Source organism: Streptomyces sp. NPDC002076 (assembly GCF_053593835.1).
On sequence record NZ_JBSFDI010000002.1, the window covers coordinates 258,101 to 280,852 of the forward strand.

The following is a 22,752-nucleotide window of genomic DNA, read 5'->3' on the forward strand; positions in this document are numbered from 1 at the left end:
GTAGCCGATGGAGGTGCGGGCCAGGAAGGGCGCTGAGGCGTTGCCGGTGCCCCGGTACAGCCACAGGCCGCCCTTGCTGTCGCGGGCGACGAGGTCTGCCTTGCCGTCCCCGGTGAGGTCGGCGGTGCCGACGATGGTGTTGTAGGTGTTCCAGCCGTAGCCGATGGAGGTGCGGGCCAGGAAGGGCGCTGAGGCGTTGCCGGTGCCCCGGTACAGCCACAGGCCGCCCTTGCTGTCGCGGGCGACGAGGTCCGCCTTGCCGTCCCGGGTCACGTCACGGGCGCCCACGATGGAGTTGTAGATGTTCCAGCCGGGGCCGACCTGCTTCCGGGGCGCGAAGGGTGCCTTCGGGTTGCCGGTGCCCTGGTAGAACCACAACGTGCCCTTGCTGTCACGGCCGACGGCGGTTCCGGTGCCGTCCGCCAGCTCACCGCTGACACTGGTGACGATGTTGTAGGTGTTCCAGCCGGTTCCGATGGCGGCCCGGGCGGCCAGTGTCCCGGAGGGCACACCGGTGCCGCGGTACTGCCACAGCGTGCCGGAGCTGTCCCGTGCGAGCACGGTGCCCAGCTGCGACGCCGGGGGCACACCGGTGCCGGTGAGCTGCTCCAGTTGTGCCCCCTGCCCGGCGTCGCCGGTGACCTCGTACGTGGCCGACTGGGTGCCGCTCACGGTCGGGGCGAAGGTGACCGTCTGGCGGACACTCTGCTCGGGACCGATGACCAGGCCCTCGGCAAGCTGGTCGGCGCTGCTGAACGCACCTGCCGGGGCCTTCGCCTTGGTGACGGTGACCGGGATGTTCCCCGTGTTGGTGATGGTGAAGGTCCGTGTGCTCGACGTGCCGCGGACCACCGGACCGAACGAGAGGGTCGTCGGATTGAACACCAGGTGACCCTGGCCGCTGATCGCGTTGCCCTGGAGCGGGATGGTGAGCGCACCGCTCGTGCTGCTCAGCGTGATCGACGAGGAGTTCTGGCCGGTGGCCGTGGGCGCGTACCCGACCTGCAGGACGATCGAGCTCTGGGCCGGGATCACCGTCGGGTTCGCCGGGTCCGCGCTCGGCAGTTCGGCGGCCGTGAACGGTCCGTCGGGCGGGGTGACGGAGGTAATGGTCTCGGGGTCGGTGCCCGTGTTCGTCAGCTGGACGTTCGCGGTGGCCGTGGTCCCCGTGGGCTGGTTGTCGAAGGACACCCTGCCCGGGAACGCCGCCAGACCGGGCTTGGTACCGACGCCGTGCAGGCTCAGTTGGAAACTGCCGGCGTCGGTGGCCACGGTGAGCGTTCCGCTCGCGCCCAGGACCGCGGTCGGTGTGAAGGAGACGGGTATCGACAGCTGCCCGCCCGCCGGGATCGTCGACGGCAGCGACGAGGTGTCCGCCGTGAACGGACCCTCGACGGTGACGCCCTTGATGCCGAGGGACTGGGACGGGCTCTGGTTCTCCGTCAGGACGACGTCGGTGCTCGCGGAGCCGCCCACCGACACGAGCCCGAACTCGACCGGTCCGCCCTTGAGCGGGCTGCCCACCGGGTTGCCGAAGGCGTAGACCTTGCCGTCCCGGGTGCCGACGAAGACCTGCCCGCCGTCGGTGGACGGGGTGGCGAACTTCGGTGCGGTGCCGATCGGCGCGGACCAGACCAGCGGCAGGACGCCGTTCGCGTCGGGAACCGGGTCGTACGCGCGCAGCTGGGCGTTGGCGCCGCTGGACCCGCCCGACCAGACCACCCACACCAGGGCGCTGCCCGAGCGCGTTCCGTCGGAGGTCACCACGGGCGATCCGCTGGTGTAGGGGAAGGAGTCCTGGCTGGACCCGGCGACGGTCAGCGCGGGGAAGCCCGAGCCCGTCACGCCGCGGTGCAGCGCCACCAGTGAGCCACCGTTGCCGACGACGTAGACATAACCACCGTCACCGCCCCAGACCCCGGGGTGGCCCCACTGGCCCTTGAGCGGCCCGGTGATCCCCACCACGTCGTCGGTCCCGCCGGTGCCCTGCGAACTTCCGCCGAGGTCGTCGCGGTCCAACAGGAAGACTCGGCCGTCCTTGCCCTGCTGCACCAGCAGATGCGGGTGGGAGGCGGTGCCGAAGCTGTCCGGCAGGCCGACCGGCCCGCCGGAGGCCAGGTCCTTGTCCTGTTGGTCCAGGGTCGGCGCGTTGGACGGGCTGAAGAAGTCGGCGGCCTTCAGGCTCCGGTCGGCCTGCACCTGCAGCCGGACCACGGACTCCGCGAGAGTGCCGGGCGGGGCGCTGCCGGGGCCGGGCGCCGGGCTGACGCCGTTGCCGGTGGCGAGGAAGATCCTGCCGGGACCGTCCGAGACGAGTCCCCCGCCGGACTGCCAGATGCCGGCCCCGCTGTTGCTGGCGCCGGTCTCCGTCGCCCACATCGAGGTCACAGAGGGGCTGGTGGTGCTGACACCGACCACATAGCCGCGATAGGGCTTGGCATCGCAGTGTCCGCCGAACGCCGCGTACACCACCCCGTCGAGCAGCAGCAGGCCCGGACGCTGCATCTGGTACGCGGGCAGGAAGGACTGGGTGGGGTCGTTGGACGGGGTGCCCTGGATCGTCACGGGGAAGCCGGATTTCTCCGCCCCAGTGACCGGGTCGAGCGCGTGCATGTACCAGTGCGGGCTCAGGTGGGTGGGACCGTCGTCGACCTTGGTGGTCAGATAGACCGCGCCGCTGGCGGGGTCGTACACCGGGGTGGCGGTGCTGCCGATGGTCGGCACCAGATCGCCGCAGTTGAGGGTGGACGCGGGCCATGCGGGCCCGAAGCTGCGCTGCCACAGCACGGCTCCCGTGGCGCGGTCGAGGCCGTAGGCCTCGTTGCTCTCGGTGACCGCCACCACGGTGCCGCCGACGACGATCGGCTGAGCGTATATCTGCCCGTCGAGCTGCGCGGGAGCCTTCCAGAGTTGCCCGAAGGAAGAGGAGCGCACGTCGGACGGGCCGAGATCCGGTTCACTCCTGTCCCAGCCGGTCCGGAGGGTGTCCACCGAGCCGGTCGTCTCACTCGCCTGCGCCTGAGAGACGCCCAGCCCGACCAGGCCTGCGGTCACCGCGGCGGTCAGGGCGAGCGCCAGGCCGCGCCACCGGGTGTGTCTGCGTCCGTGTGCATGTCTGGTGGCACCCACCACCGCATCGCCTTGTGACATCGCCAAGGAAACCCCCCTGAGTCCCCATCCCTGAAGGCCCCCACGCCCTCCCCGCGCGCCACGGCGGCCTCCGCGATCGCGGGAGCCTGCGCCACACGGGCCACAACCCGCGCATCCAATCACAGACCGGCGTCCGTGCCTACGGTTGTGAATATTTGATGCATGCGGTCCCGTTGCATACTCGCGCACGGTCGATGTGTCACCGGCTGGCGGGGCATCGGACGGTCACCAGGGCAACGCGTTTGTTGCCTAAGGGGTTTGAGGTCCTGTCCAGTTGTCGCGGCGCAGCTGTACGTAGCGGTTGCGGCCCGCGGCCCGGTTGAGGGAGCCCGCTTACGCGTGATCGTCAGATGGTGCGAGATGCTCGACTTGTGCGGATGCGGAGAGCCGAGCACGTCGGGCGCACAGCTGAACCGGCGGCCGGTCGGTCATGTTGCAAGGCCCGCGTTTGCACGTTGTGTCTGCAGATCGAGCCTCATCGCAATGACTGAGACGGTGTCCTATGTGGTGATGCGGAGGAGTCGCTTGTAGCAGCACAGTGCTGCGGGCAGGCCGAGAAAGGCGAGGTAGTTGCGGGAGTGGCGTTCGTAGCGGGGGCTGAGTCGGCGGTAGCCGGACAGCCACGAGATCGTCAGCTCGATCACCCACCTTCGGCGGCCCAGCCGTTCGCTGGACTCGACGCCTTTACGGGCGATGCGAACGCCGATGCGCTTGCCTCGTAACCATTTCCGCAGGAGGGGGGATGTCATACGCCTTGTCAGCGTGCAGGCGTTTGGGGCTTGAAGTGGCGGCCGCGGCGGGGGTCGTGTCTCGTTTGGTGACCCTCGACCATGGGCTTCAGCGCTTCGCTGTCGTGGGTGTTGGCGGCCGAGACGCCGACGACCAGGGGCAGTCCGTTCGAGTCCGACAGGACGTGCATCGACAGCGAGCAGGTGGCGGTCTCCGGTGCCGCCTACACCCCCGCCGGGCTCCAGACCTGTCTCACCCCGACCACCACCGCCACCTGCGACGCCGACGGCCACCTGACCGCCGCCACCGACGCCGACAACAACATGGGTCCACGGTGCTGAGCAGGTTACCCCGCTCGTCGTACGCGTGCCGCCAGACCGCGCCGCCGGGCTCGACCACCTCCGTCGGCAGGCCGTGCTCGTTGTAGGCGGCCTGGGCCACCGAGCCATCGGGCAGGGTGAGTTCGGTGGCGTTGCCGGCGTCGTCGTAGGTATACCGGGTCGTGTGGCCCAGTGCATCGGTGACCATCAGTGGCTTGTCGCCGTGCTCGTCCCACTCCGTACGGGTGACGTGCCCCAGCGGGTCCGTCTCCTCCACCACCAAGCCCTCGGCGTTGTACCGGTGGACCGAGACATGGCCCTGCGAGTCCGTATACGTCGTGGTGCGGTCGAGATCGTCGTAGGTCAGGGTGCCGGAGAGGATGCCGTCGACGCCCTCGGTGCGGACGACCCGGCCGCGCTCGTCATAGACGTAACCGAACCAGGTGCCGTTGCGGTCGGTCCAGCGGGTGACACGGCCCCCGGCGTCGTGCGTGAAGCGCAGTGGCTCTCCGCTGGAGTTGATGACCTCGGTCAGGTTGCCCGACGGGTCGTAGCCGTAGCGCATCACGACCGTGCCTTCGTCGGGCGCGGTGCCCGGGCGGTAACAGGAGGGGGTTCGTCCAGGAGGCGCAGGGCGGTGATGCGGGGGCCCTGGGTGTCGACGGCGACGTAGTAGCCGCCGGAGTGGCGGATGCCGAACGGGATGCCCTCGTCACCACCGCCCACGTCCACGTCGGTCATCGTCGGCCCACCTCTCTCGTACGGGTCGGCGCCGTCCCGCTCGGCGCCGCATATACCTGCTACAGCAGCAGGCGACCCCGACCGCACCACCGACCACGAAGGCCCGACCACGATCACGATGCGACAACACCGCCCCCGACCGTGCTGGCATCCCCGCCGATATCTCCCCCGACAACTGACCGTGCCCTGCCGCACCCTGGACGCGGTAGCCGCAGGTCACCATGCCTTATCGGCCGTGGTCGGAAGCCCGACCCTCCTATGCACCTCTCGCAGCCGACCCCGAAAGAGAAAGGTTGGGACGGGCTGGGGCCGGCGATCGGCGCGGCGGGGGATCGGGCGGCCTGGAGCTGTGTTGCGCGTCGGCCGGGGCCTCCGCGCTCAGTGCCGGGCAGGCCGGCACAAAAAGAGGACTGGCGGGAGGGCGCAGCCGGACGAGGTCACTGCTCGTGCCGATTGGAGCCGAGGTGAACGCCAGGGCCTCCAAATCCGTAAGCCACTGCGGCGGTACGGCGTACAACAGCCGATCGCCAGTTCTTGATCGCCGCTCAACAAAGGGGGCCCATGAAACACCGCCGACCGCGCCACCGTCGCAGAGTGATCGCCAGAGCGGTCGGTACGGCCGGTACGCTGGCCATCGCGCTGGGTGCGGGGATGACGCCTGCGATGGCCGCCGGGAAGACGGCCAACAAGCCAACCGCCACCGGGTTCTCGCCCGACCAGCCCGAGCGGGACGACGCGCCCTGGGCGCCCCAGCACGACGGGGTGCCCAAGCAGCACACGGCCGTCCGTCCGGAGGCCGTCACGCCCCGCGCGGCCACGTCCGCTCTCCAGCTCAGTCTGCCCGCACCGACCGGGCGCCACGGCGTGGGCACGTTCAGCCTGCACCTCGTCGACAAGTCCCGCACGGACCCGTACGTGCCCGGCAACAAGCCGCGCGAGCTGATGGTGTCGTTCTGGTACCCGGCCGCCTCCACCCGCGGTCACTACGCGGCGCCGTGGATGCCAGCAGTCTCCGGCGCCCACTTCCTCGCCTCCCAGGGCCTGACGCCACAACAGGTGACGTTGCCCAAGACCGCGGGCCATGTCCTCGCCCCGGTCGACACCAAGCTCGGCAAGCTGCCCGTCCTGCTGTACTCCAGCGGGCTGCACTCGGACCGCGCGAGGGGCACCGTGCTCGCCGAGGACCTCGCCAGCCGCGGCTATCTCGTCGTCACCGTCGACCACACCCACGACGCCAACGAGGTGCAGTTCCCCGACGGACGGGTCGAGGTCAACACCATGCCGGCCGGCGCGCACTCCTCCGACACGCTCAACGTGCGCGCTGCCGACATCCACTTCGTCATCAACCAGCTCGCCACGATCGCCAAGGGCGGCAACCCGGACGTTGACCACGCCAGGCTCCCCACCGGGCTGTCGCACGCCGTGGACATGTCCCGCATCGGGATGTTCGGCGCTTCGCTCGGCGGCGCGGCGGTCGACACCTCCATGCAGCTCGACCACCGCATCGCCGCCGGCGCCAATCTGGACGGTCAGTTCTTCGGCCCGGCACCGAGCAAGAACCTGGACCGCCCCTTCATGCTGTTCAGCTCCGGCACCCACAACCGCGACAACGACGGGTCGTGGCGCACGCTGTGGTCGCATCTGAAGGGATACCGGGTCGACATCCAGCTCCACGGCGCGGCGCACGTGTCGTTCGTCGACGACGAGGCGATGGCGCCGCAGGAGGCGAGCCTGCTCAGACTCACGCCGGCCCAGCTCCAGCAGGTGTACGGCACGATCGACCCCAACCGCGCGATCGAGATCCAGCGCGTCTACCTCGCCGCCTTCTTCGACCAGGAACTGCGCCACCGGCACAGCACCCTGCTCGACGGCCCCGACAAGAAATACCCGGAGATCTCCTTCGTCCGCTGACCAGCCTTCGAAGGGCCGGCCCTGAGCGCTCTGCGCCCGGACATATTCAAGTCCAACGACAAACGACAAAGGAGGCCGGGCGGCCCTCCCAGGGAAGGTGCTGACGACCCGCTGGCCCGATCCGGCCGACGCGGGCATCAACCTCGGGTTCCTCAGCACCAACTGGTCGTCTTGCCGAGGCCGGCACGGGACGGACGCTGGTCCGAAGGGCGAGCGACGGCAGCCGCCCGCACCTGGGGAGGCCCCTGCACGCCGCGGATGTCAGGGCATCGCGAACGTCCGGCCGTTCGGGTCCCTTGGCCGAGATTTTCGCTATGGGCAGGTGCTGGACGGCCACGCCGGGCACTTTCCGGGGCGACCGCGTGCGGGTTCGGCAGCGCCGGTCAGATCCGACGGCGCGCCGACTCCTCGATTCGTTTGACCAGTTCCGCAGCCATGGCCTTGATCGTTTCCAGCCCCGTACGCCCCCATGGGTGCGGGTCCTGGTCGACTACGCAGATCGTGCCGAGCACCACACCGGTGCTGTCTATCAGCGGTGCGCCCAGGTAGGAGTGGACGCCGATCGCGTCGACCACGGGGTTACCGGCGAACCGCGGGAAGTCCCGGATGTCCTCCAGCACCAGCGCCCGGCGGCGCTTGACCACATGCGGGCAGATGCCCATGTCGATGTCGCGGGGCATGACGCGGCCGGGCACCGGGTCCTCCAGCAACGGCGGTCCCACGTGGACCGTGGTGTCCTGTGCGACGCTGTACAGCCCTGCGAAGTACTGGCGGTCGGCGTCGAGGAAGAAGTTGACCCCGGCGTAGCAGCCACCGGTACGGTGTGCCAGATTCCGTGCGAAGGCGTCGAGTTCCGTATCCGGACGGGCCTCGATGCCCAGCTCGCGCAGCCGCTCGGTTCGGGTACGCACCTGTGGGTCCTCCGGGGGAAGGAGCAGGTGGCGCAGGGCGATCCCGGACTCAGGCCCGGAGGAGTTGGTCGGTGTCGCTGCCATGGGAACTCCTTGTCGTGAGCAGATGCTGAATCAGTTCGAGCAGCACGCGGATGCCCGCGCTCTGGACGCGGGCGTCGCACAGCACGACCGGCACCTCCTGCCTGAGGTCGAGAGCGGTCCGCACCTCCTCCGCGCGGTAGCGGTGGGCGCCGTCGAACTCGTTGACGGCGACGACGAAGGGGATGCCACGCCGCTCGAAGAAGTCCACCGCTGCGAAGGAGTGCTCCAGCCTGCGGGTGTCGGCGAGGACCACCGCCCCGAGCGCTCCCTCGGAGAGCTCGTCCCACATGAACCAGAAGCGTTCCTGTCCTGGCGTGCCGAACAGGTACAGGACATGGGACGGACTGAGCGTGATCCGGCCGAAGTCCAGGGCCACCGTGGTGGTGGCCTTGTTCTCCACTCCGTCCAGCCGGTCCGTGGCCGCGCTGACGGCGGTCAGTACCTCCTCGGTGCTCAGCGGCTCGATCTCGCTGAGCGCGTTGACGAAGGTCGTCTTTCCCACGCCGAACCCGCCGGCGATGAGCACCTTGATTCCCACCGGCAGGACTCTGGCGGGCAGCGGATCACAGTCGTTTGAGGAGGCCATCGCGTACCGCTTCCAGGAGGTCTCGATCAGGTCGTGCGGAGTGGCCCGGGGAAGGCGGGGGCGCATCACCTGCGACCACCGCGCCTCCCTCGGCCAGATCGGACAGCAGCACCTTGACCACGGCGGCGGGCACCTGCATCCGGGCCGCGACCTCGGCGACGCTCACAGGCCGCTCGCACAGCGCCAGCACCTGCGCGTGGTCCAGTCCGAAGGCACCCTGCGTCTGGGCGCCAGTGGCCTGCACCACGGTCACGAGCGTGAAGTGGGACGTGGCCCTGGTCCGGCCGTCGCTCACGGTGTAGGGACGGACCAGCCGCCCGACCGCTTCGTCGATCAGCGGTCCGTCTGGGAGGACCGGCGTCATCGGTTACCCCACCGGGTGCCGGGGCGGTGTGGCCAGGTGCGGGCGCACGCTCTTCACCATCATCCCCATCTCGTAGCCCAGCACCGCTGCATCCGCCTCGCGTCCGGCCAGCACCGCCAGCACCGCGCCGTGCCCGGCGGCCGAGACGAACAGCAGCGAGGTGCTGAGTTCCGTCACGATCTGTCGCACGTCACCGCCGTCGTCGAAGTGCCGGCCCGCGCTGCGCGCCAACGAGTACAGCCCACTGGCAAGGGCGGCCAGCTGGTCCGCGGCGTCCGCGTCGAGTCCCTCCGCTGCCTTCACCAGCCCGTCCGAGGACAGCAACAAGGCACTTCGGGTGTGTGGCACCCGGTTCACCAGACCTGTCAACAGCCAGGAAAGGTCTTCGCTCGCCACGATCGTGTACTCCTCTTCGACGGAAGGAAACGGCTTGCTGGACGGGGCCCCGGGCCTTCAGGGCGGCTCGGCTGTCAGTGCGTCTCCGCTTCCTCGGCTCTGCGCAGTCCGGTCTGGAACGCGGCCATCAGGCCCGGGTCGTGTGCGACGTCCTCGGCGGCACCGGCGCTGGGGACCGGGTGCGGCCGTTCGGCGGCGTGGTCCTGGCGGCGCCGCTGAGGCAGCCGCGGACGGTCGTCCTCGCCCTCGGAGGGCACCGGGGCGGGCTGGGTTCCGGACTCCGACACGAGCGGATCCGCAACGACGCCCACCACTGTCGCACGGGGGTCCGCCGTCTCAGGTTCCACCGGGTCCTGCGGCCCCGCGTCAGAGGCCGGGACGGTGTGGTGGACGGGCGTGGGAGCTGCGGGCTGCGGGCCGAGCAGTGCCTTGGGCAGTACCATGACGGCCTGCGTGCCGCCGTAGACGTTGCTCAGCAACTGCACGGCGATGTCGTGCCGCTGAGCCAGGGCGGAGACCACGTACAAGCCGATCCGGCCGTCCTGCAGCAGCTCGCCGAGGGCGACCTTGTCGGGTGCACTCAGAACGGTGTTCATCTGGTTGCGCTCGGCCGGGGACATGCCCAGGCCCCGGTCCTCGACCTCGATCGCCACCCCCGCGGCGACGGGCTCCACCCGCACGTGCACGGTGGTCTGGGGCGGTGAGAAGACCGTGGCGTTCTCCAGCAGCTCGGCCAGCAGATGGACGACGTCGACCACGGCGTGGCCGCTGACCGTTCCATCGATGGGCGGCACCAGCTTGACCCGGGCGTACTGGTCGATCTCTGCGACGGCGGAACGCAGCACGTCGGTCAGGCCGACTGGTTGGGTCCACCGGCGGTGGGTGTTCGCGCCGCCGAGCACGGCCAGGTTCTCGGCGTAGCGGCGGATCCGGGTGGACAGGTGATCCACCCGGAACAGCCCCTTGAGCAGGTCGGGGTCCTCGACCTCGTTCTCCAGGTTGTCCAGCAGGCCGATCTCGCGGTGCACCAGGGACTCCAGGCGGTGCGCCAGGTTGGCGAACACCTCGAACTGCTCGAGTCGAGAGCTGTGTTCCGCACCGACCGCACCGGCGGCAGTGTCCAGCAGGGCTGCCTCCGCCTCGTGCCTGGCCGCAGCGATCTCGAATCCGAGGCGGGAGAGTTCGTCCGGGCCGGTCTGCGGAGGCAGTTCCGGCCGGCGCCGCACAGCCCGCTCCCCAGCCCGCAACCGGCGGCACAGCGACTCCAGTTCGGCCCTGCCCTCGGCTGTGGTACGGGTCAGCTCGGCCAGCTCGGCACGGTTCCGGTCGGCCGCGCGGGACAACTCCGCCCAGTGCTTGGTGACTGCTCGTGCCTCCGCTGCAGCCCGTACGCCCGCGATCCCGGACGCCGCGGCGCCGATGAGGACCAGGCCGGCGAACACCGCGCCCTGGTCCGCCCGGTCCAAATGGCCATCGCTGACCAGCGCGGTGGCCACCACACCGGTCACGGCGACCACGCCCGGCGGCAGCACGGCTCCCAGCACCTGACGCCGCCTCAAGAACCCGCCTCGTGACTCGGCCATCACACGGGCGGTCATGGGTGACACCTGCCGGTCGTCCGGCGGCGTGGAATGATCAGGCATAACAGTCCCCGGACAGTGCGAAGATCGGACCGGGCGCGCACGTTACCGCGTACCAGGGCTCCGGTGTCAGCCCCTGGCGCGCACAGAGATCGAACCGTTGTCCTTCGACTTCGCTTTCGGCGCGCCCGTCCCAGTCGTGCGAGTACACGGCCACGAGCACGGGGGACAGGATCATGCCTGCGGCCGTCACCATGAGGCTGGTGCGGATCGGCTCGTTGCTCGGCGGACACCTCGCGGAGGCGTGGGGTTGCGTTTGCTGTTGGCCGGGCCGGGGGCGCAGTCGTACGGATGGCCGTAGGTCGGTGTGCTCTCGCCGGCAACGGGGTCGGCCGCTGCCGAGCCGCGAGCGAAGTGACGTAGCACGCCACGTGTACAGGCGGCTGCTCGCAGCCGCTAGGAGGAGAGGTTGTCGACCCTCCACAGGACGCGGCTGCGCATGTGCAGAGAGCGGTCGAGGAAGCCCAACACGAGGTCAGATGGCGCCGGACGATGGTGTCCGGCCTAAGAGGTCGTTTTCATCCATGATGTGCGCTTTATCCTGGGCTTTTCGGTCAGGGGTTGGTGTCTCGGCGGGTCTGGTGGAGTGGTTGCGGCACATGCGCCGGATGGGGTGACGGCTGGGGCGGGGTGTGTCTTGCGCCTGTCTCATCCCAAGACGCCCGTCGCGTGGTGGTGCTCCCGCCGTTCTCGGTTCACGCCTGGGCGCACGCCCCCGGTCGGCGGTACGTCCAGGTCATGGCCGAACGTCGTGCGTATCCGAGTGATCTGTCCGATGCCCGGTGGGAGTTGATCGAGCCGGTGCTCAGCGCCTGGCGGGCCGAGCGGCGCCGGTATGCGCTGAACATCGGCCGCCCGCCCGAGCATGATCTGCGCGAGATCATGAACGCGATCCTGTACGTGGACCGTACCGGGGTGCAGTGGCGCTACCTGCCGCACGACTTCCCGCCCTGGGAGACCTGCTACGGCTACTTCGCCAAGTGGCAGAAGGACGGCGTGTTCGCCCAGCTCACCGGCGTCCTGCGCAGGCTGTTACGGCAGAAGGAGGGCAAAGAAGCCGAACCGTCCGCGTGCATGATCGACGCGCAGAGCGTGAAGACCTCCACCAGCGTCCCGGCCGCCGGTCAGGGCACGGACGCGGCGAAGAAGATCGTCGGCCGCAAGCGGAGCATCGTCACCGACACCCTCGGACTGCTCCTGGCAGTGCTGGTCACGGCCGCGAGCGTGCAGGACTCCGTCGCCGGCACCCACCTGGTCGACGAGGTGGCCGCCGCCCACCCCTCGGTCCGCAAAGTCTGGGTGGACGGCGGCTACCGCCAGCACCTCGTCGAGCACGCAGCCGGCCTCGGTATCGACATGGAAATCGTCCAACGCACCCCGGGAACCAGGGGATTCACCCCGCTGCCCAAGCGCTGGACCGTGGAGATCTGTCAAGCACAGTGCACTCATGGAGTCTGTTGCTCTGTGGTCCCTGCGGTGTCGGTCCAGATTCGGCGGCTGTACCAGCCTGGCGGACGTGTCCGGCGTTCGCGTAGTTCGACGAGCTCTCGCTGGTCGGCGTGGGCGATGAGCCTGTGTGGCCAGCAGCTTTCCCGGCGGACGGTGATCCATCCGCGGTTGATCCAGGCGTAGAGGGTGGAGGTCGTCATGTCGAGCTCGGCGGCCAGGTGTTTGAGCCACCATTCATCGGGGCCGGGTTCCTCGCCGGGTGGGGCGGGGCGGTGCCGGTGAACGCGGCCGGCGAGGCAGTCCAGGCGGCGCATGAGGTCGTGGACGGTGGCTGCGGAGATCCGCTTGCCGCCCTTGGCGGGCCGAAAGCCCTCGGCTTCGAGGTGGTCGGCGATCCTGCTCGCGCCGATGCCCTGGCCTGCGAGTTCGCGGATCCGAGTGGTCAGCTGCGGGTAGTAGCTGAGCTGTTCCAGCCGCTGGACCGGGCGGACAACCTCGCCCATGGTCGTGGTTCCGCCGGCCCAGACGATGGCGACCTGGACTCGCTCGCTGGTGCCGAGCACGGTGACGACGACCTTGTCGACGACCGCGCGGACGATCTCTTTGCGGTCGGCGGGTGTGGTGCTCTGTGCGTGCCACAGGCCCTCGATATCGCCGGCCAGAGCGGTGATGGTCTCCCGCTCGGCCGAGGTGAGGGTGCGGGGGCTGCTGCGGGTGAAGCGGTCGTACTCCTCCTGGAGCCGCTGCTGGGCGGCGAGCGCGTCCTCCCACTCCTTCTCCAATTGCCGGACGACCAGGCGGTTCTCCGGTTCGGCGAGGTGGTGGCTGCGGCGGGCGCGGTCGGCCGTCTGCGCGGCGCGTTCGAGTCGCAGTGACCACAGTCGCTCCAGCTCGGCCCGCTCGGCCAGGACCTGGTCGGCGGCGTGCAGGGACACCTCGACGGCGGCGGGTGTCAGCGCTGCGAGGACCTGTTGCTCGACGAAGGCGTCCACGCAGGCGGAGTTGAGCAGTTGGCAGTTCTTCTGCGCTCCGTAGTTGGTCGCGTCCCGGCAGCACACGTACTCGGGCAGGGCCTTGCTGTGCTGCGTGTGGTAGCGCATGGTCATGCGCCTGTTGCAGCGTCCGCAAAAGACCAGGCCCGCCGCGAGGGCGGGGCCGCCTCGGACAGAGCCCATCGCTTCGGCGACAGCGCGGTTGGACGCCAACTTCGCCTCGTTCGCCTCGAACTGGGCGATGGTGATGTAGGCGGGCAGGACGTTCGGGATCATCACATGCCATCCGTCCCGGGAGCGGACGACCCGTCCGGTGCCGGGGCGGGCCGGGTCCTGGCGGCACGAGTCGACCCGGCGCCGCCCGTAGGCGTAGATGCCGGCATAGGCGGGGTTGTGCAGCAGGGTTTGCAGCGTCATCCGGTTCGGCCTTCGCCACTCCAGGGTGCCCTTGTCCGGTCCCTCGCGCAGCCGGATGCCCAACTGGATGTCGTGGTCGACGAGATAGCGAAGTACTGCGTGCAGCGTCCCGAGCCGCTCGAACTGTGTGAAGATCAGGCGGATGACGGTCTGCACCTGCTCGTCCGGGTCGAAGGCGACCTCCCCGGACGGGCGACGGACGTAGCCGCTGGGCAGCGGGAAGGCCAGCTCGCCGCGGCGGGCCTTGTTCAGGCGTCCGCTCCACATCCGCTGCTTGATCAAGTGGAGTTCGGCCTCGCTCATCGTGCCCTTCAGCCCCAGCAGCAGCCGGTCGTTGTACTCGCCCGGGTCGTAGACCCCGTCGGTGTCCGCCAGCACCGCACCCGACAGGGCACACAGCTCGATCAGCTGGTACCAGTCCCGGCCGGAACGGGCCAGCCGGGACATCTCGATCCCCAACACGAGACCGACGTGATCCAAGCCGATCTCGGTGACCAGACGCTGGAAGCCGGTGCGTGCCCCCGCGCTCGAGCCCGATCTGCCCAGGTCCTCGTCGATCACCACGACACGCTCGGCCTGCCAGCCCAGCGCGACCGCCCTGTCGACCAGGGCATACTGCAACCGGGTCGACTCCCGGTGATCGACCAACTGCTGCCGCGTCGACTGCCGGACATAGACCACCGCAAGACGCTGCAGGTGACGATCGTCGATCTTGCTTCCGGAATGCTCCCACGGCATCACCGAGGTCATCGCGCATCCTGTTCACTCACCGTCACGGAGACCGTCAACGCGCGGCTCGCCAGCCGCACCAACTGCCCGACGACCACCTGCCGGTTCGCTTCCGGCTGCGCAGCCCACACCTGCTCGTCCGGAACCACCCGCACTGTTGTCTGGGGCCGACGTCACTGTCGTCGGACATGCCGACTCGTTCCCCTCGTCGCTGATCCGGCCCCGCAACCGATGGGCCACAGCGACCAACCGCCGCAGACCCTCACGACCGATTATCGGCGTCCCCGTCCTGCTCTGACTATCCATAAGCGCAGTGTGCTTGGGCGATTGAGCGGACCTACGGGTGGCTGATGTTCCACCGTCGCCTCACGCGCGACTACGAGACCCTGCCCGCCCGCTCGGAAGCCATGATCCACCTCGCCATGACCGACCTGATGGCCCGCCGCCTCACCGACGAAGCCACCATCTCCTGGCGCGACCCGACACCACGGGATCAAACACCAATTCCGGGATGAAACATCGGGATAAAAAGGCGGTACGGACTCCGCCAAGCCACGCGAGGTGATCGCCGCCGCCGGAGACGTGCTCGCTCGTGGTCGCCTCGCCGGCTTCTACGAACGCTCCTGACCGGCCCCGCCCGTGCTCGCTCGGGCGCGCGCACTCGTGTCGACGGGCGAACCCTCGGCAACGAGCAGAAGCGGGCTTCTTACCAGGGCGGCTTATGGTGCGTCGCCATGACTCGCACACGGCTCTACCGCAACGGCTCCCTGATCCTGGAGGACTTTCCGACCGCTGACATCTCGGAATACGTGAACGATCCGGACGTGGCGATCTGGCTAGACCTGTGCGATCCGTGCTCCGCCGACTTCGCGATGATCAGCGAGGAGTTCGGTCTGCACGAGCTCGCGGTGGAGGACGCACGTCAGGAGCATCAGCGGCCCAAGCTGGACCGCTACCGTACCCATGCCTTCCTCAGTGCCTACGGCATCAGTACCGACGAGACCGGTGGACAGCTGACCGCGAGTGAATTGTCCGTTTTCATAACGCCTACGGCGTTGATCACTATTCGCCCCGACCATCGGTTCGACATCGAGAAGGTCGTCGAACGCTGGGACAACAACAGTGATCTCGCCAAGTACGGGGTGGGATTCCTGCTGCACGGACTGCTCGACCACATAGTCGACGGGCACTTCGCCGCCGTGCAGGATCTCGACGACCGTATCGAAGCAGTGGAGGATCTGCTCTTCGACGAGGGGCGCGAGCAGATGGACTCCGTCCAGCGTGACTCCTACGCGCTGCGTAAGAACCTCACGAAGCTGCGCCGCGTGGTGTTGCCGATGCGGGAGGTCGTGAACAGCCTCCTCCGGCGTGACCTGCACATCGTCGCCGAGCCCTTGCTCCCCTATTACCAGGATGTGTATGACCATGTCCTCAGGGCCACCGAGTGGACCGAGTCGCTGCGGGACATGATCACGTCCATCATGGAGACCAATCTGACCGTTCAGGGCAATCGCATGAACCTGATCATGAAGAAGGTCACCAGCTGGGCGTCGATCGTGGCCGTACCCACGGCCGTCACCGGTTTCTACGGGCAGAACGTTCCGTATCCAGGTGTCAACACCCACGCGGGTTTCCTGACTTCCACCGGTGTCATGGTCGTTGCGTCGGCGCTGCTCTACTGGGCCTTCAAGCGCAAGGACTGGATCTGACCCCGACCCCGGCAGGGACCAGGCTGACTCCGGGCCACCGGGTGCGGGCCGGGGGAGCGGGAGTTGCGGGCCAAGATCCGCGGATCGGGCCGGACCGAGCAGTCCCTGTTGTCGAGCCAGGCGCAGAGACTGCGGATGAGCCGGCCGCCGACGTGGAACATCCTCGCCGCCGTCGGCGGCAGCGACGGGTTCCGTCACCTCGGGTGGCTCGTCGGGGAGAAGCACGTGGATGTCCTGACCGTGCTCAGCCGGGGCGGCCGTTGGGCGCTGGCTCAGACGGCTTGCGGGTGCTGACACGTCCTTATAGAGATGTCGCACGGCAGATTTGCCGTCCTGTGCCGGTAAGAGGCTGTCACAGCCTTTGTGTGAGGTGGGCCACCAACCTGCGGAAGGCAGAGGTGTGTCTGGGGCACTCTTGAGAATTCCGGTTCCGCGCGGAGGACCCGGCGCGCGGGGTGGACGAGACCACAGTGTGGCACATCACTTCCCGGCACGTACGAGCTGCTGCTCGCACCCTTCCTCCAGCATCCACGCGATCTCCCCGACCCTTGCCAATGCCTCGTCCACCGCGTCGTCATCGAAATCCCACTGCGGAATGCGGTCGCGCCACTGGACGTCGACATCGTCGATCAGGCGGTGCGCGAAGGCGTTGCGCCGCTCTCGGAGCCCGGTCACATGGTCATCGAGGACTGCTGCATCGACCGACGCCGACCAGCGACTAGGCACGGGTGTGTGCTCACTGTGGTCTGCCCCGGCGTGCTGAAGTGGGGCGTCCCGAGTAGCGTGGGGAAGAGACTGTACGGAACGGCTGCCTTCACCAGTGTCGCCCTCGCCCTCGCGGGCGTTCACTGCTGGTCGGACGTGGTATTCACATGCCGGATCGGGCGCTGAATGGCCATGAAGGGCGTAGTCCGAACAAGTGCTAGCGAGGCGATCATGGCCTTTGCCGCTGCCAAGGACGGCACACAGATCTACTTCAAGGACTGGGGGGCGGGTCAGCCGGTGGTGTTTTCCCACGGCTGGCCACTGATCGCGGATGCGTGGGATCCGCAGCTGAAGCTGATGGCGGACAACGGTTTCCGGGCCGTGGCCCACGACCGACGTGGAGGCGGACGGTCCGACCAGCCGTGGATGGGCAACGACCTGGACACGTATGCCGACGACCTGGCATCGGTCCTGGAGAACCTTGATCTCCAGGACGCCATTCTGGTCGGTCATTCGACGGGCGGCGGAGAGGTGACGCGCTACATCGGCCGGCACGGCTCGAGGCGTGTGGCCAAGGTGGTTCTGCTCGGCGCGATTCCTCCGTTGATGCTCAGGACGGAAGCGAACCCGGAGGGGCTGCCGATCGAGGTCTTCGACGAGATCCGGCAAGGTGTGCTGACGGACCGGTCCCAGTACTACAAGGACCTCAGCGCTCCGTTCTACGGTGCCAACCGCGAAGGCTCGACCGTGTCGCAGGGGACCCGTGACGAGTTCTGGCTCTGGAGCATGACGGTAGGCGTCAAGAGCGCCTACGACTGCGTCAAAGCGTTCTCTGAGACTGACCTCACGGAGGACCTCAAGGAGTTCGACATCCCCACGCTGATCATTCACGGCGACGACGACCAGATCGTGCCCATCGTGGCATCCGCGAAAAAATCGTCGCAACTGGTCAAGGACGTGACCTTCAAGGTCTACTCCGGTGCTCCGCACGGACTGTCGATGGTGCCGGAGTTCGCGGGACGGTTCAACAACGACCTCCTTGAATTCGCACGCGGCTGACCGACCAGGTGTCGTTTCAGCGGTCTTCCCGCGTTCACGCGGCCGGCGACAGACCAGTGGCAGGCGCGAGCCCGAGGAGTGCCCATGTCTCAGCAAACGAACATCGCCGCACAGACCGCTTTCGCAGAGGCGGTCATCACCGGCGACCTCGCGGCCCTCGACGAGATCGTCGCACCCGACTCGATCGACCATGATCCAGCCCCAGGACAGCTGCCGGGGCCCGAAGGGTACAAGGCCATGTTCGCCGATCTGCGGGCAGCCTTTCCCGACCTGCACGTCGCGATGGAGCATCTGGTGGCCACCGACGACGAGTTGGCCTTTGCCTACACCATCACCGGAACGCATCTGGGGCCGCTGATGGGACAGCCGGCGACCGGCAGGAAAGCAAGCTACCGGGGCATGCAGATCAGCCGCTTCGACAGCGACGGAAAGCTCGTCGAACGCTGGGGCAGCAGCGACGAACTCGGCATGCTGCGCCAACTCGGACTCACCGAGGTATGCCCCCAAGAGCGGGATTTCCGACGGTGCCGAGAACAACCAGCTCGCACGCGATCGGCCACCGTTCCGATCCATGCGGTGCCGAGAGGACGCTTCGGGTCGGCGGAATGTTGAGGTCCTCGGATGGTAAACGGTCAGGTGCGGGGTCCGCCGGCTCAACTAGCGAGTCCGACAAGTGGGGCTGATGCTGACAAATATGGATGCTAGCAGCGGGTCAGTCCGTGGCTCTTCGGGCCAACACGGGGCATCAGCGGTGGATGTTCTGGTGGTCGGGGCCGGGCCAACCGGGCTTCTGCTGGCGGGCGACCTCGCCGAGTCCGGGGTCAACGTCACGCTGGTGGAGCGGCGCGATCACGAATCCAACCTGAGCCGCGCCTTCGGCATCCACGCACGAACCATGGAGGAACTCGACGCCCGGGGCCTGGCCGACGAACTACTCGCTCTCGGCTCACCGGTCAGGGCGTTGCATCCGTTCGGCCGCATCAGCATCGACTTCTCCGGCCTTCGCACACGCTTTCCGTTCCTGCTGATCGTCCCCCAATGGCAGGTGGAGCGCCTTCTGCTGCGCCGGGCCGAGGAAGCAGGGGCGACGATAGTGCGGGGGACACGGGTTACAGGGATACGGCAGGACACGGGCGGCGTGGACGCGGAAGCGAACCATCCGGACGGTGCCACGGCCACACTTCGAGCGCGCTACCTGGTCGGCACCGACGGAGCGAGCAGCACCGTCCGGCAGAGCCTGGGCATGCCGTTCCCCGGCAAGTCGGCCATCCGCTCCGTGATGCTGGCCGATGTACTGCTTGAACGCGCCCCTGACGAAGCTTTCAATTTCGCCTCGAACCAGCACGGCTTCACCTTCTTCGCGCCGTTCGGGGACGGCTGGTACCGGGTCATCGCCTGGGACCGGCAACAGCAGCAGCTGCCCGACGATGCGCCGGTCACGATGGAGGAGGTCCGGGACATCACGCGGCGAACCATCGGTGACGACCTCGGGATGCACGATGCCCGTTGGGTTTCCCGCTTCCACAGCGACGAACGACAGGTACCCCGCTACCGGCAAGGGCGGGTGTTCCTCGCGGGCGACGCCGCGCACGTCCACTCGCCCGCCGGGGGCATGGGCATGAACACCGGGATGCAGGACGCCGCCAACCTCGGCTGGAAACTGGCAGCCGTCGTGCGCGGCTGGGCTGATGACGAGTTGTTGGACAGCTACCACACGGAGCGCCATCCGGTGGCCCGAAGGGTGCTGCACGTCAGTCACGCACTTCTCACGGCCGTCATCACCGGGTCACCGGCAGTCCGAGCGTTGCGCGCATCGTTGGCCGCCGTCGCGCACCAGCTACGTGTCATAGAACCGCGTGCGTCCCGCAGCATCTCCGGCATCGGGATCACCTACCCCGCACCCCGGGGCTCCCACCCGCTTGCCGGGCGCCGGGTACCGGACCTCCGACTGGCAGGGGAACCGGCACGGCTGTATGAGGCCCTGCGACGAGGCACGTTCGTACTGGTGGGCCGCGACGTCGCCGCAGTCGCCACGCCGTGGGAAGGACGGGTGGTGACCGCCTCCCCCGCAGCCGGCCTGCGGCCCACGCTACTGGTCCGACCCGATGGTTACGCCGCCTGGGCGGCCGAGGACCCCGATCCGGACGAGGTACGCGAAACCTTGACGCGATGGCTGGGCGAGGTGGTCGGACAAAGGTAGGCGGGGCGTGGTCGCGCGCGGCGGACGCGCGCTGAGGCCCGTGGGATCACCCACCCCCGTGGGATCACCCACCGGGGATTACTTTTTCAGCGCCGCACCTACTGCAGCGAGATACTCATCGACGCTCAGCGTGGCGTGGGAGATGGTCGGATAGCGCTGGACCATCGCATCGTAGGCGGCGCGCCCGCCAAGCGCCGCGGTGGCGTCGGTGAAGGTGGTCACGTGGTAGCCGTGTTCCATGCAGCTGCGCGAAGTCGACTCCACGCAGTGCGTGCCGATCATCCCGGCGATCGCGATGTACTCGACGTTGTGCCGGCGCAGCTGGACTCCGAGGTCCGTGTTGGCGAGGACGTCGATGTTCTTGTGCGGGGCGATCACGACCTCGCCGTCAACGGGCGAGAGCTCGGCATGGAAATCGGCGTTCCAGCTGCCAGCTGCCAGCTGCCAGCTGGCGCGCTGTCGGCGTTCGGTGCGCAGGGTGTGGGCGGCGTCCAGGAGGTGGGCGGCGGACCGGTGCCCGGGGACCGTGGTGGGGGCGTCGGCGCCGCGCAGGCGGTGCAGGAGTTCGGTGTGCAGCCCAGGTTCCGGGCCGAGCGCGAGCCGCAGCAGCAGAGCGTCCTTCTCCTTCTGGGGCATTGCGGCGATCAGCGGGGCGAGTTCCTTCCTTGCAGGCCTGGTCAGCTTCTTGGATGCGGCGGGGGTGGCCTGCCTGGGCCGCGACTGCCAGCAGGTCGTCGTCCACGCGCAGGAAATCCGCGAGCGCCCGCTGCGGGGCGGTCAGTTCGCCGAGCCCGGCCGGGACGGGCGGTTCGGGGCAGGTCCGGTACTCCTCTTCGTCGTCGTCTTCGAGTTCCCAGGCGGCGAGCGCTGAGAGCCAGGCCAGATAGAGGGGGGCGCAGGTCGCCGGTGGTGAGTTCGTCGCGTATGCCGATGAGGGCGGACAGCGAGTCGTCGGCGCCCTCGATCCAGTCGCCGCCCTCGTCTTCGCTGGTCAGGTCGAGCAGGAGGTGGGAGCGGGTGGTCCAGGCCTCGATGCGGTGGTCGAGACGGCGGATGCAGCGTGGGCGGCTTCCCGGGTGACCGAGGCGCCTGGAGACCCGTTGCCGCGTTGCAGGCCGTTAGCCTGTCGGTATGTCAGAGCGTGTCTTGCCCGGTCGCACGGACGGCTTGATCACCCTGGGTGCCGCGGACGCTCTGTGGGCCGATCTGACGGCCGACGGTGCTGTGCCGACGGCGTCCGGGGCATTCACCTGTTCTCCTGCCCATGCCCGGGCGGGGTACGTCCTGCTCGGCGGCTGTGTGGTGGCGACGGTGAGGGCGGGCGGCGGTCAGTGGAGTGTTTTGGAGGTCGAGGTGTGCCGGGCGGCCGCGGAACTGAACGCGGTGGGGATGGATGAGCAGGATCTGGTCCGCATCGGTCCGTTTCGTGGGGCGCCGAGGCAGGAGTGCAACGAGGAAACGCCGCTGCGTTGGCGCCGGCGCATCACGCGGGAACTGCAGGATTTGCAGGATCTGGGTGGTCCCGAGCGGGCAGCCCGACGTGAAGGCGGCCGGCCGTGCCATCTGGCGGGGATCGACTGGCGGCAGATGCTCGTGGAGCGGACCCGAGAGGGGACGCAGCGGACATGGTGGCTGCCGCGCGCTGTGGTCAGGCTGCTGGACGCGGCCGAGCACTCCGAAACGCAGTGGGTGCACGCCGCGCGGACCCGCCAGGCAAGCGCAGCTGTCACCGAGCCGTCCTCCCGCCCCCGACAGGCCCGAGCCGCCGGCAGCCGGCAGACGACGAGCCCCGAGGGCCCCACCGCTTCGCTGCGCCCGTACGACGCAGAGTTGGAGGGCCAGCTGTACTCGGTACTGAGCAGGAAGCCCGGTATCTCCCGCAGAGTGGCCGGGTGGGCGTGCGCCGTCTGCCGCACCGCGCCCGCCGCCGTCCTCGACCACTGCCACGAACACGGCTACGTCCGCGCCCCCCTCTGCCAGTCCTGCAACACACAGGAACGCCCCGACCACCTGTACAGCAACGACATCCGCGTGGCGAATCGCTACACACGCCTCTTCGACACCGACACAGCCGACTGGCTCCGCCACTGGCACCGCTGCCCCGGCTGCCGCGCCCGCATCACCCTGCCTCTGCCGCACCTGGCCGCATGGACCGCCCACGTAGCCTGTCGGTCGCTGCGCCCGACCCACCGCGCCCCTCGCGGGCGCAAGCCCTGCGGTGTCCTGCGCGTGTCCTGGACGGGCAGTCAGAACGCGCCCCGTTCCTGCCTGCTCACTGTCGCCGTCGACTTCTGCCCCTCCGGCGAGCACCGTGTCCTGGCGCAAGTCCCCTACCACGAAGCCGCCGAGCGGTTTCGTGTCTGGTTGGCCGAGACGGCCCCTGCCGTGGCCGCCACGGCCGGTCCTGACCGCTTGGACGGCCTCCCTGCCCAGTCCCGGCCAGTCATCGCGGACACCAGCGGCGAGGGCCTAGCACTGTTCTGAGCGGGCACCGGGAGACCTGACACCCCAACGTCACCTCGCAGCTGCCAGCCCCCGGCACGGTCACCCCGCAAACCCCGGACATCCGGCCATCCGCACTCAGGGTGCGCCCGAGACTTTTGGCCCCCCACAGGCTGGGCGGCCGCGAGTGCGCTGCCGGAAATGACGTAGAGATCGTC

General features: G+C 68.7%; 20 protein-coding genes and 3 pseudogenes. 10 read left to right on the forward strand and 13 right to left on the reverse strand.

Annotation, left to right across the window (positions count from 1 at the left end; all coding sequences use genetic code 11):
* From ACWCQS_RS05410 to ACWCQS_RS05425, 4 genes and pseudogenes are all read right to left on the reverse strand, one after another.
* The coding region (locus ACWCQS_RS05410; RefSeq protein ID WP_451003222.1) for a choice-of-anchor D domain-containing protein at positions 1 to 3,129 on the reverse strand (3,129 nt) is incomplete at its 3' end.
* A gap of 521 nt (positions 3,130 to 3,650) precedes the next feature.
* A pseudogene (locus ACWCQS_RS05415) lies at positions 3,651 to 4,069 on the reverse strand (transposase); the annotation flags it as partial.
* A 62-nt stretch (positions 4,070 to 4,131) separates the two neighbouring features.
* A complete protein-coding gene (locus tag ACWCQS_RS05420) occupies positions 4,132 to 4,767 on the reverse strand; it encodes a hypothetical protein (protein WP_451003223.1) in 636 nt (211 codons plus the stop codon).
* Positions 4,764 to 4,940, reverse strand: a complete 177-nt coding sequence (locus ACWCQS_RS05425; protein ID WP_451003224.1) for a hypothetical protein — start codon at positions 4,938 to 4,940, stop codon at positions 4,764 to 4,766. Before ACWCQS_RS05425 ends, ACWCQS_RS05420 begins: the two co-directional genes overlap by 4 nt.
* A gap of 594 nt (positions 4,941 to 5,534) precedes the next feature.
* Here ACWCQS_RS05425 and ACWCQS_RS05430 point away from each other — a divergent pair.
* Positions 5,535 to 6,851 (forward strand): alpha/beta hydrolase family protein, encoded by a 1,317-nt coding sequence (locus ACWCQS_RS05430; RefSeq protein ID WP_451003225.1) that lies wholly within the window; start codon positions 5,535 to 5,537, stop codon positions 6,849 to 6,851.
* Between the two features lie 383 nt (positions 6,852 to 7,234).
* On the opposite strand, the gene ACWCQS_RS05435 is transcribed toward ACWCQS_RS05430, so the two are convergent.
* From ACWCQS_RS05435 to ACWCQS_RS05455, 5 genes are all read right to left on the reverse strand, one after another.
* Complete coding sequence (locus ACWCQS_RS05435; protein ID WP_451003226.1) at positions 7,235 to 7,846, reverse strand: GAF domain-containing protein; 612 nt, start codon at positions 7,844 to 7,846, stop codon at positions 7,235 to 7,237.
* Complete coding sequence (locus ACWCQS_RS05440) at positions 7,812 to 8,432, reverse strand: GTP-binding protein (RefSeq protein ID WP_451003227.1); 621 nt, start codon at positions 8,430 to 8,432, stop codon at positions 7,812 to 7,814. The genes ACWCQS_RS05435 and ACWCQS_RS05440 overlap by 35 nt, the downstream gene beginning before the upstream one ends.
* Positions 8,410 to 8,796, reverse strand: coding sequence for a DUF742 domain-containing protein (locus tag ACWCQS_RS05445; RefSeq protein ID WP_388637268.1), 387 nt, complete (start codon positions 8,794 to 8,796; stop codon positions 8,410 to 8,412). Before ACWCQS_RS05445 ends, ACWCQS_RS05440 begins: the two co-directional genes overlap by 23 nt.
* A 3-nt stretch (positions 8,797 to 8,799) precedes the next feature.
* Complete coding sequence (locus tag ACWCQS_RS05450) at positions 8,800 to 9,192, reverse strand: roadblock/LC7 domain-containing protein (protein ID WP_351622988.1); 393 nt, start codon at positions 9,190 to 9,192, stop codon at positions 8,800 to 8,802.
* Positions 9,193 to 9,266: 74 nt separating this feature from the next.
* On the reverse strand, positions 9,267 to 10,790 hold the full coding sequence (locus ACWCQS_RS05455) for a sensor histidine kinase (protein ID WP_451003228.1): 1,524 nt from the start codon (positions 10,788 to 10,790) through the stop codon (positions 9,267 to 9,269).
* 780 nt (positions 10,791 to 11,570) lie between these two features.
* Between ACWCQS_RS05455 and ACWCQS_RS05460 the strand changes: the two are divergent.
* A pseudogene (locus ACWCQS_RS05460) lies at positions 11,571 to 12,257 on the forward strand (IS5 family transposase); the annotation flags it as partial.
* 20 nt (positions 12,258 to 12,277) lie between these two features.
* Here the strand turns inward: ACWCQS_RS05460 and ACWCQS_RS05465 are convergent.
* Together ACWCQS_RS05465 and ACWCQS_RS05470 are read right to left on the reverse strand one after the other, a co-directional pair.
* The gene (locus ACWCQS_RS05465) at positions 12,278 to 14,440 is read right to left on the reverse strand and encodes a recombinase family protein (RefSeq protein WP_451003229.1); all 2,163 of its coding nucleotides are present in this window, start codon (positions 14,438 to 14,440) and stop codon (positions 12,278 to 12,280) included.
* A complete protein-coding gene (locus ACWCQS_RS05470; RefSeq protein ID WP_451003230.1) occupies positions 14,437 to 14,568 on the reverse strand; it encodes a hypothetical protein in 132 nt (43 codons plus the stop codon). The genes ACWCQS_RS05465 and ACWCQS_RS05470 overlap by 4 nt, the downstream gene beginning before the upstream one ends.
* Before the next feature lie 171 nt (positions 14,569 to 14,739).
* Here ACWCQS_RS05470 and ACWCQS_RS05475 point away from each other — a divergent pair.
* The 3 genes and pseudogenes from ACWCQS_RS05475 to ACWCQS_RS05485 all read left to right on the forward strand — a co-directional run.
* Positions 14,740 to 14,934, forward strand: a pseudogene (locus tag ACWCQS_RS05475) (IS5 family transposase); the annotation flags it as partial.
* 219 nt (positions 14,935 to 15,153) lie between these two features.
* Positions 15,154 to 16,128, forward strand: a complete 975-nt coding sequence (locus ACWCQS_RS05480; protein WP_451003231.1) for a magnesium transporter CorA family protein — start codon at positions 15,154 to 15,156, stop codon at positions 16,126 to 16,128.
* Positions 16,129 to 16,191: 63 nt separating this feature from the next.
* The gene (locus ACWCQS_RS05485) at positions 16,192 to 16,422 is read left to right on the forward strand and encodes a hypothetical protein (protein WP_451003232.1); all 231 of its coding nucleotides are present in this window, start codon (positions 16,192 to 16,194) and stop codon (positions 16,420 to 16,422) included.
* Between the two features lie 186 nt (positions 16,423 to 16,608).
* On the opposite strand, the gene ACWCQS_RS05490 is transcribed toward ACWCQS_RS05485, so the two are convergent.
* A complete protein-coding gene (locus tag ACWCQS_RS05490) occupies positions 16,609 to 16,854 on the reverse strand; it encodes a hypothetical protein (protein ID WP_451003233.1) in 246 nt (81 codons plus the stop codon).
* 210 nt (positions 16,855 to 17,064) lie between these two features.
* On the opposite strand from ACWCQS_RS05490, the gene ACWCQS_RS05495 reads away from it, so the two are divergent.
* The 3 genes from ACWCQS_RS05495 (at position 17,065) to ACWCQS_RS05505 (ending at position 20,092) form a co-directional block, all read left to right on the forward strand.
* On the forward strand, positions 17,065 to 17,892 hold the full coding sequence (locus ACWCQS_RS05495) for an alpha/beta fold hydrolase (RefSeq protein WP_450674884.1): 828 nt from the start codon (positions 17,065 to 17,067) through the stop codon (positions 17,890 to 17,892).
* 84 nt (positions 17,893 to 17,976) lie between these two features.
* Positions 17,977 to 18,504 (forward strand): ester cyclase, encoded by a 528-nt coding sequence (locus ACWCQS_RS05500; protein WP_451003234.1) that lies wholly within the window; start codon positions 17,977 to 17,979, stop codon positions 18,502 to 18,504.
* A 139-nt stretch (positions 18,505 to 18,643) separates the two neighbouring features.
* On the forward strand, positions 18,644 to 20,092 hold the full coding sequence (locus ACWCQS_RS05505; RefSeq protein WP_451003235.1) for an FAD-dependent monooxygenase: 1,449 nt from the start codon (positions 18,644 to 18,646) through the stop codon (positions 20,090 to 20,092).
* 78 nt (positions 20,093 to 20,170) lie between these two features.
* On the opposite strand, the gene ACWCQS_RS05510 is transcribed toward ACWCQS_RS05505, so the two are convergent.
* Entirely contained in the window at positions 20,171 to 20,728 is a 558-nt protein-coding gene (locus tag ACWCQS_RS05510; protein WP_451003236.1) for a cysteine hydrolase family protein, read from the reverse strand.
* A gap of 49 nt (positions 20,729 to 20,777) precedes the next feature.
* Between ACWCQS_RS05510 and ACWCQS_RS05515 the strand changes: the two genes are divergently transcribed.
* Both ACWCQS_RS05515 and ACWCQS_RS05520 read left to right on the forward strand, forming a co-directional pair.
* Positions 20,778 to 20,963: a hypothetical protein gene (locus ACWCQS_RS05515; RefSeq protein ID WP_451003237.1), complete on the forward strand. Its 186-nt coding sequence runs from the start codon at positions 20,778 to 20,780 to the stop codon at positions 20,961 to 20,963.
* A 260-nt stretch (positions 20,964 to 21,223) separates the two neighbouring features.
* Entirely contained in the window at positions 21,224 to 22,576 is a 1,353-nt protein-coding gene (locus tag ACWCQS_RS05520; protein WP_451003238.1) for an endonuclease domain-containing protein, read from the forward strand.
* Positions 22,577 to 22,752: the final 176 nt, after the last annotated feature.

Bases quoted from the DNA above. Each gene is read 5' to 3' on its own strand.
- ACWCQS_RS05425 (WP_451003224.1), bottom strand. From the start codon at position 4,940: ATGACCGACGTGGACGTGGGCGGTGGTGACGAGGGCATCCCGTTCGGC.
- ACWCQS_RS05435 (WP_451003226.1), bottom strand. From the start codon at position 7,846: ATGGCAGCGACACCGACCAACTCCTCCGGGCCTGAGTCCGGGATCGCC.
- ACWCQS_RS05440 (WP_451003227.1), bottom strand. From the start codon at position 8,432: ATGGCCTCCTCAAACGACTGTGATCCGCTGCCCGCCAGAGTCCTGCCG.
- ACWCQS_RS05445 (WP_388637268.1), bottom strand. From the start codon at position 8,796: ATGACGCCGGTCCTCCCAGACGGACCGCTGATCGACGAAGCGGTCGGG.
- ACWCQS_RS05455 (WP_451003228.1), bottom strand. From the start codon at position 10,790: ATGACCGCCCGTGTGATGGCCGAGTCACGAGGCGGGTTCTTGAGGCGG.
- ACWCQS_RS05465 (WP_451003229.1), bottom strand. From the start codon at position 14,440: ATGACCTCGGTGATGCCGTGGGAGCATTCCGGAAGCAAGATCGACGAT.
- ACWCQS_RS05480 (WP_451003231.1), top strand. From the start codon at position 15,154: ATGACTCGCACACGGCTCTACCGCAACGGCTCCCTGATCCTGGAGGAC.
- ACWCQS_RS05495 (WP_450674884.1), top strand. From the start codon at position 17,065: ATGGCCTTTGCCGCTGCCAAGGACGGCACACAGATCTACTTCAAGGAC.
- ACWCQS_RS05500 (WP_451003234.1), top strand. From the start codon at position 17,977: ATGTCTCAGCAAACGAACATCGCCGCACAGACCGCTTTCGCAGAGGCG.
- ACWCQS_RS05510 (WP_451003236.1), bottom strand. From the start codon at position 20,728: ATGCCCCAGAAGGAGAAGGACGCTCTGCTGCTGCGGCTCGCGCTCGGC.
- ACWCQS_RS05520 (WP_451003238.1), top strand. From the start codon at position 21,224: ATGTCAGAGCGTGTCTTGCCCGGTCGCACGGACGGCTTGATCACCCTG.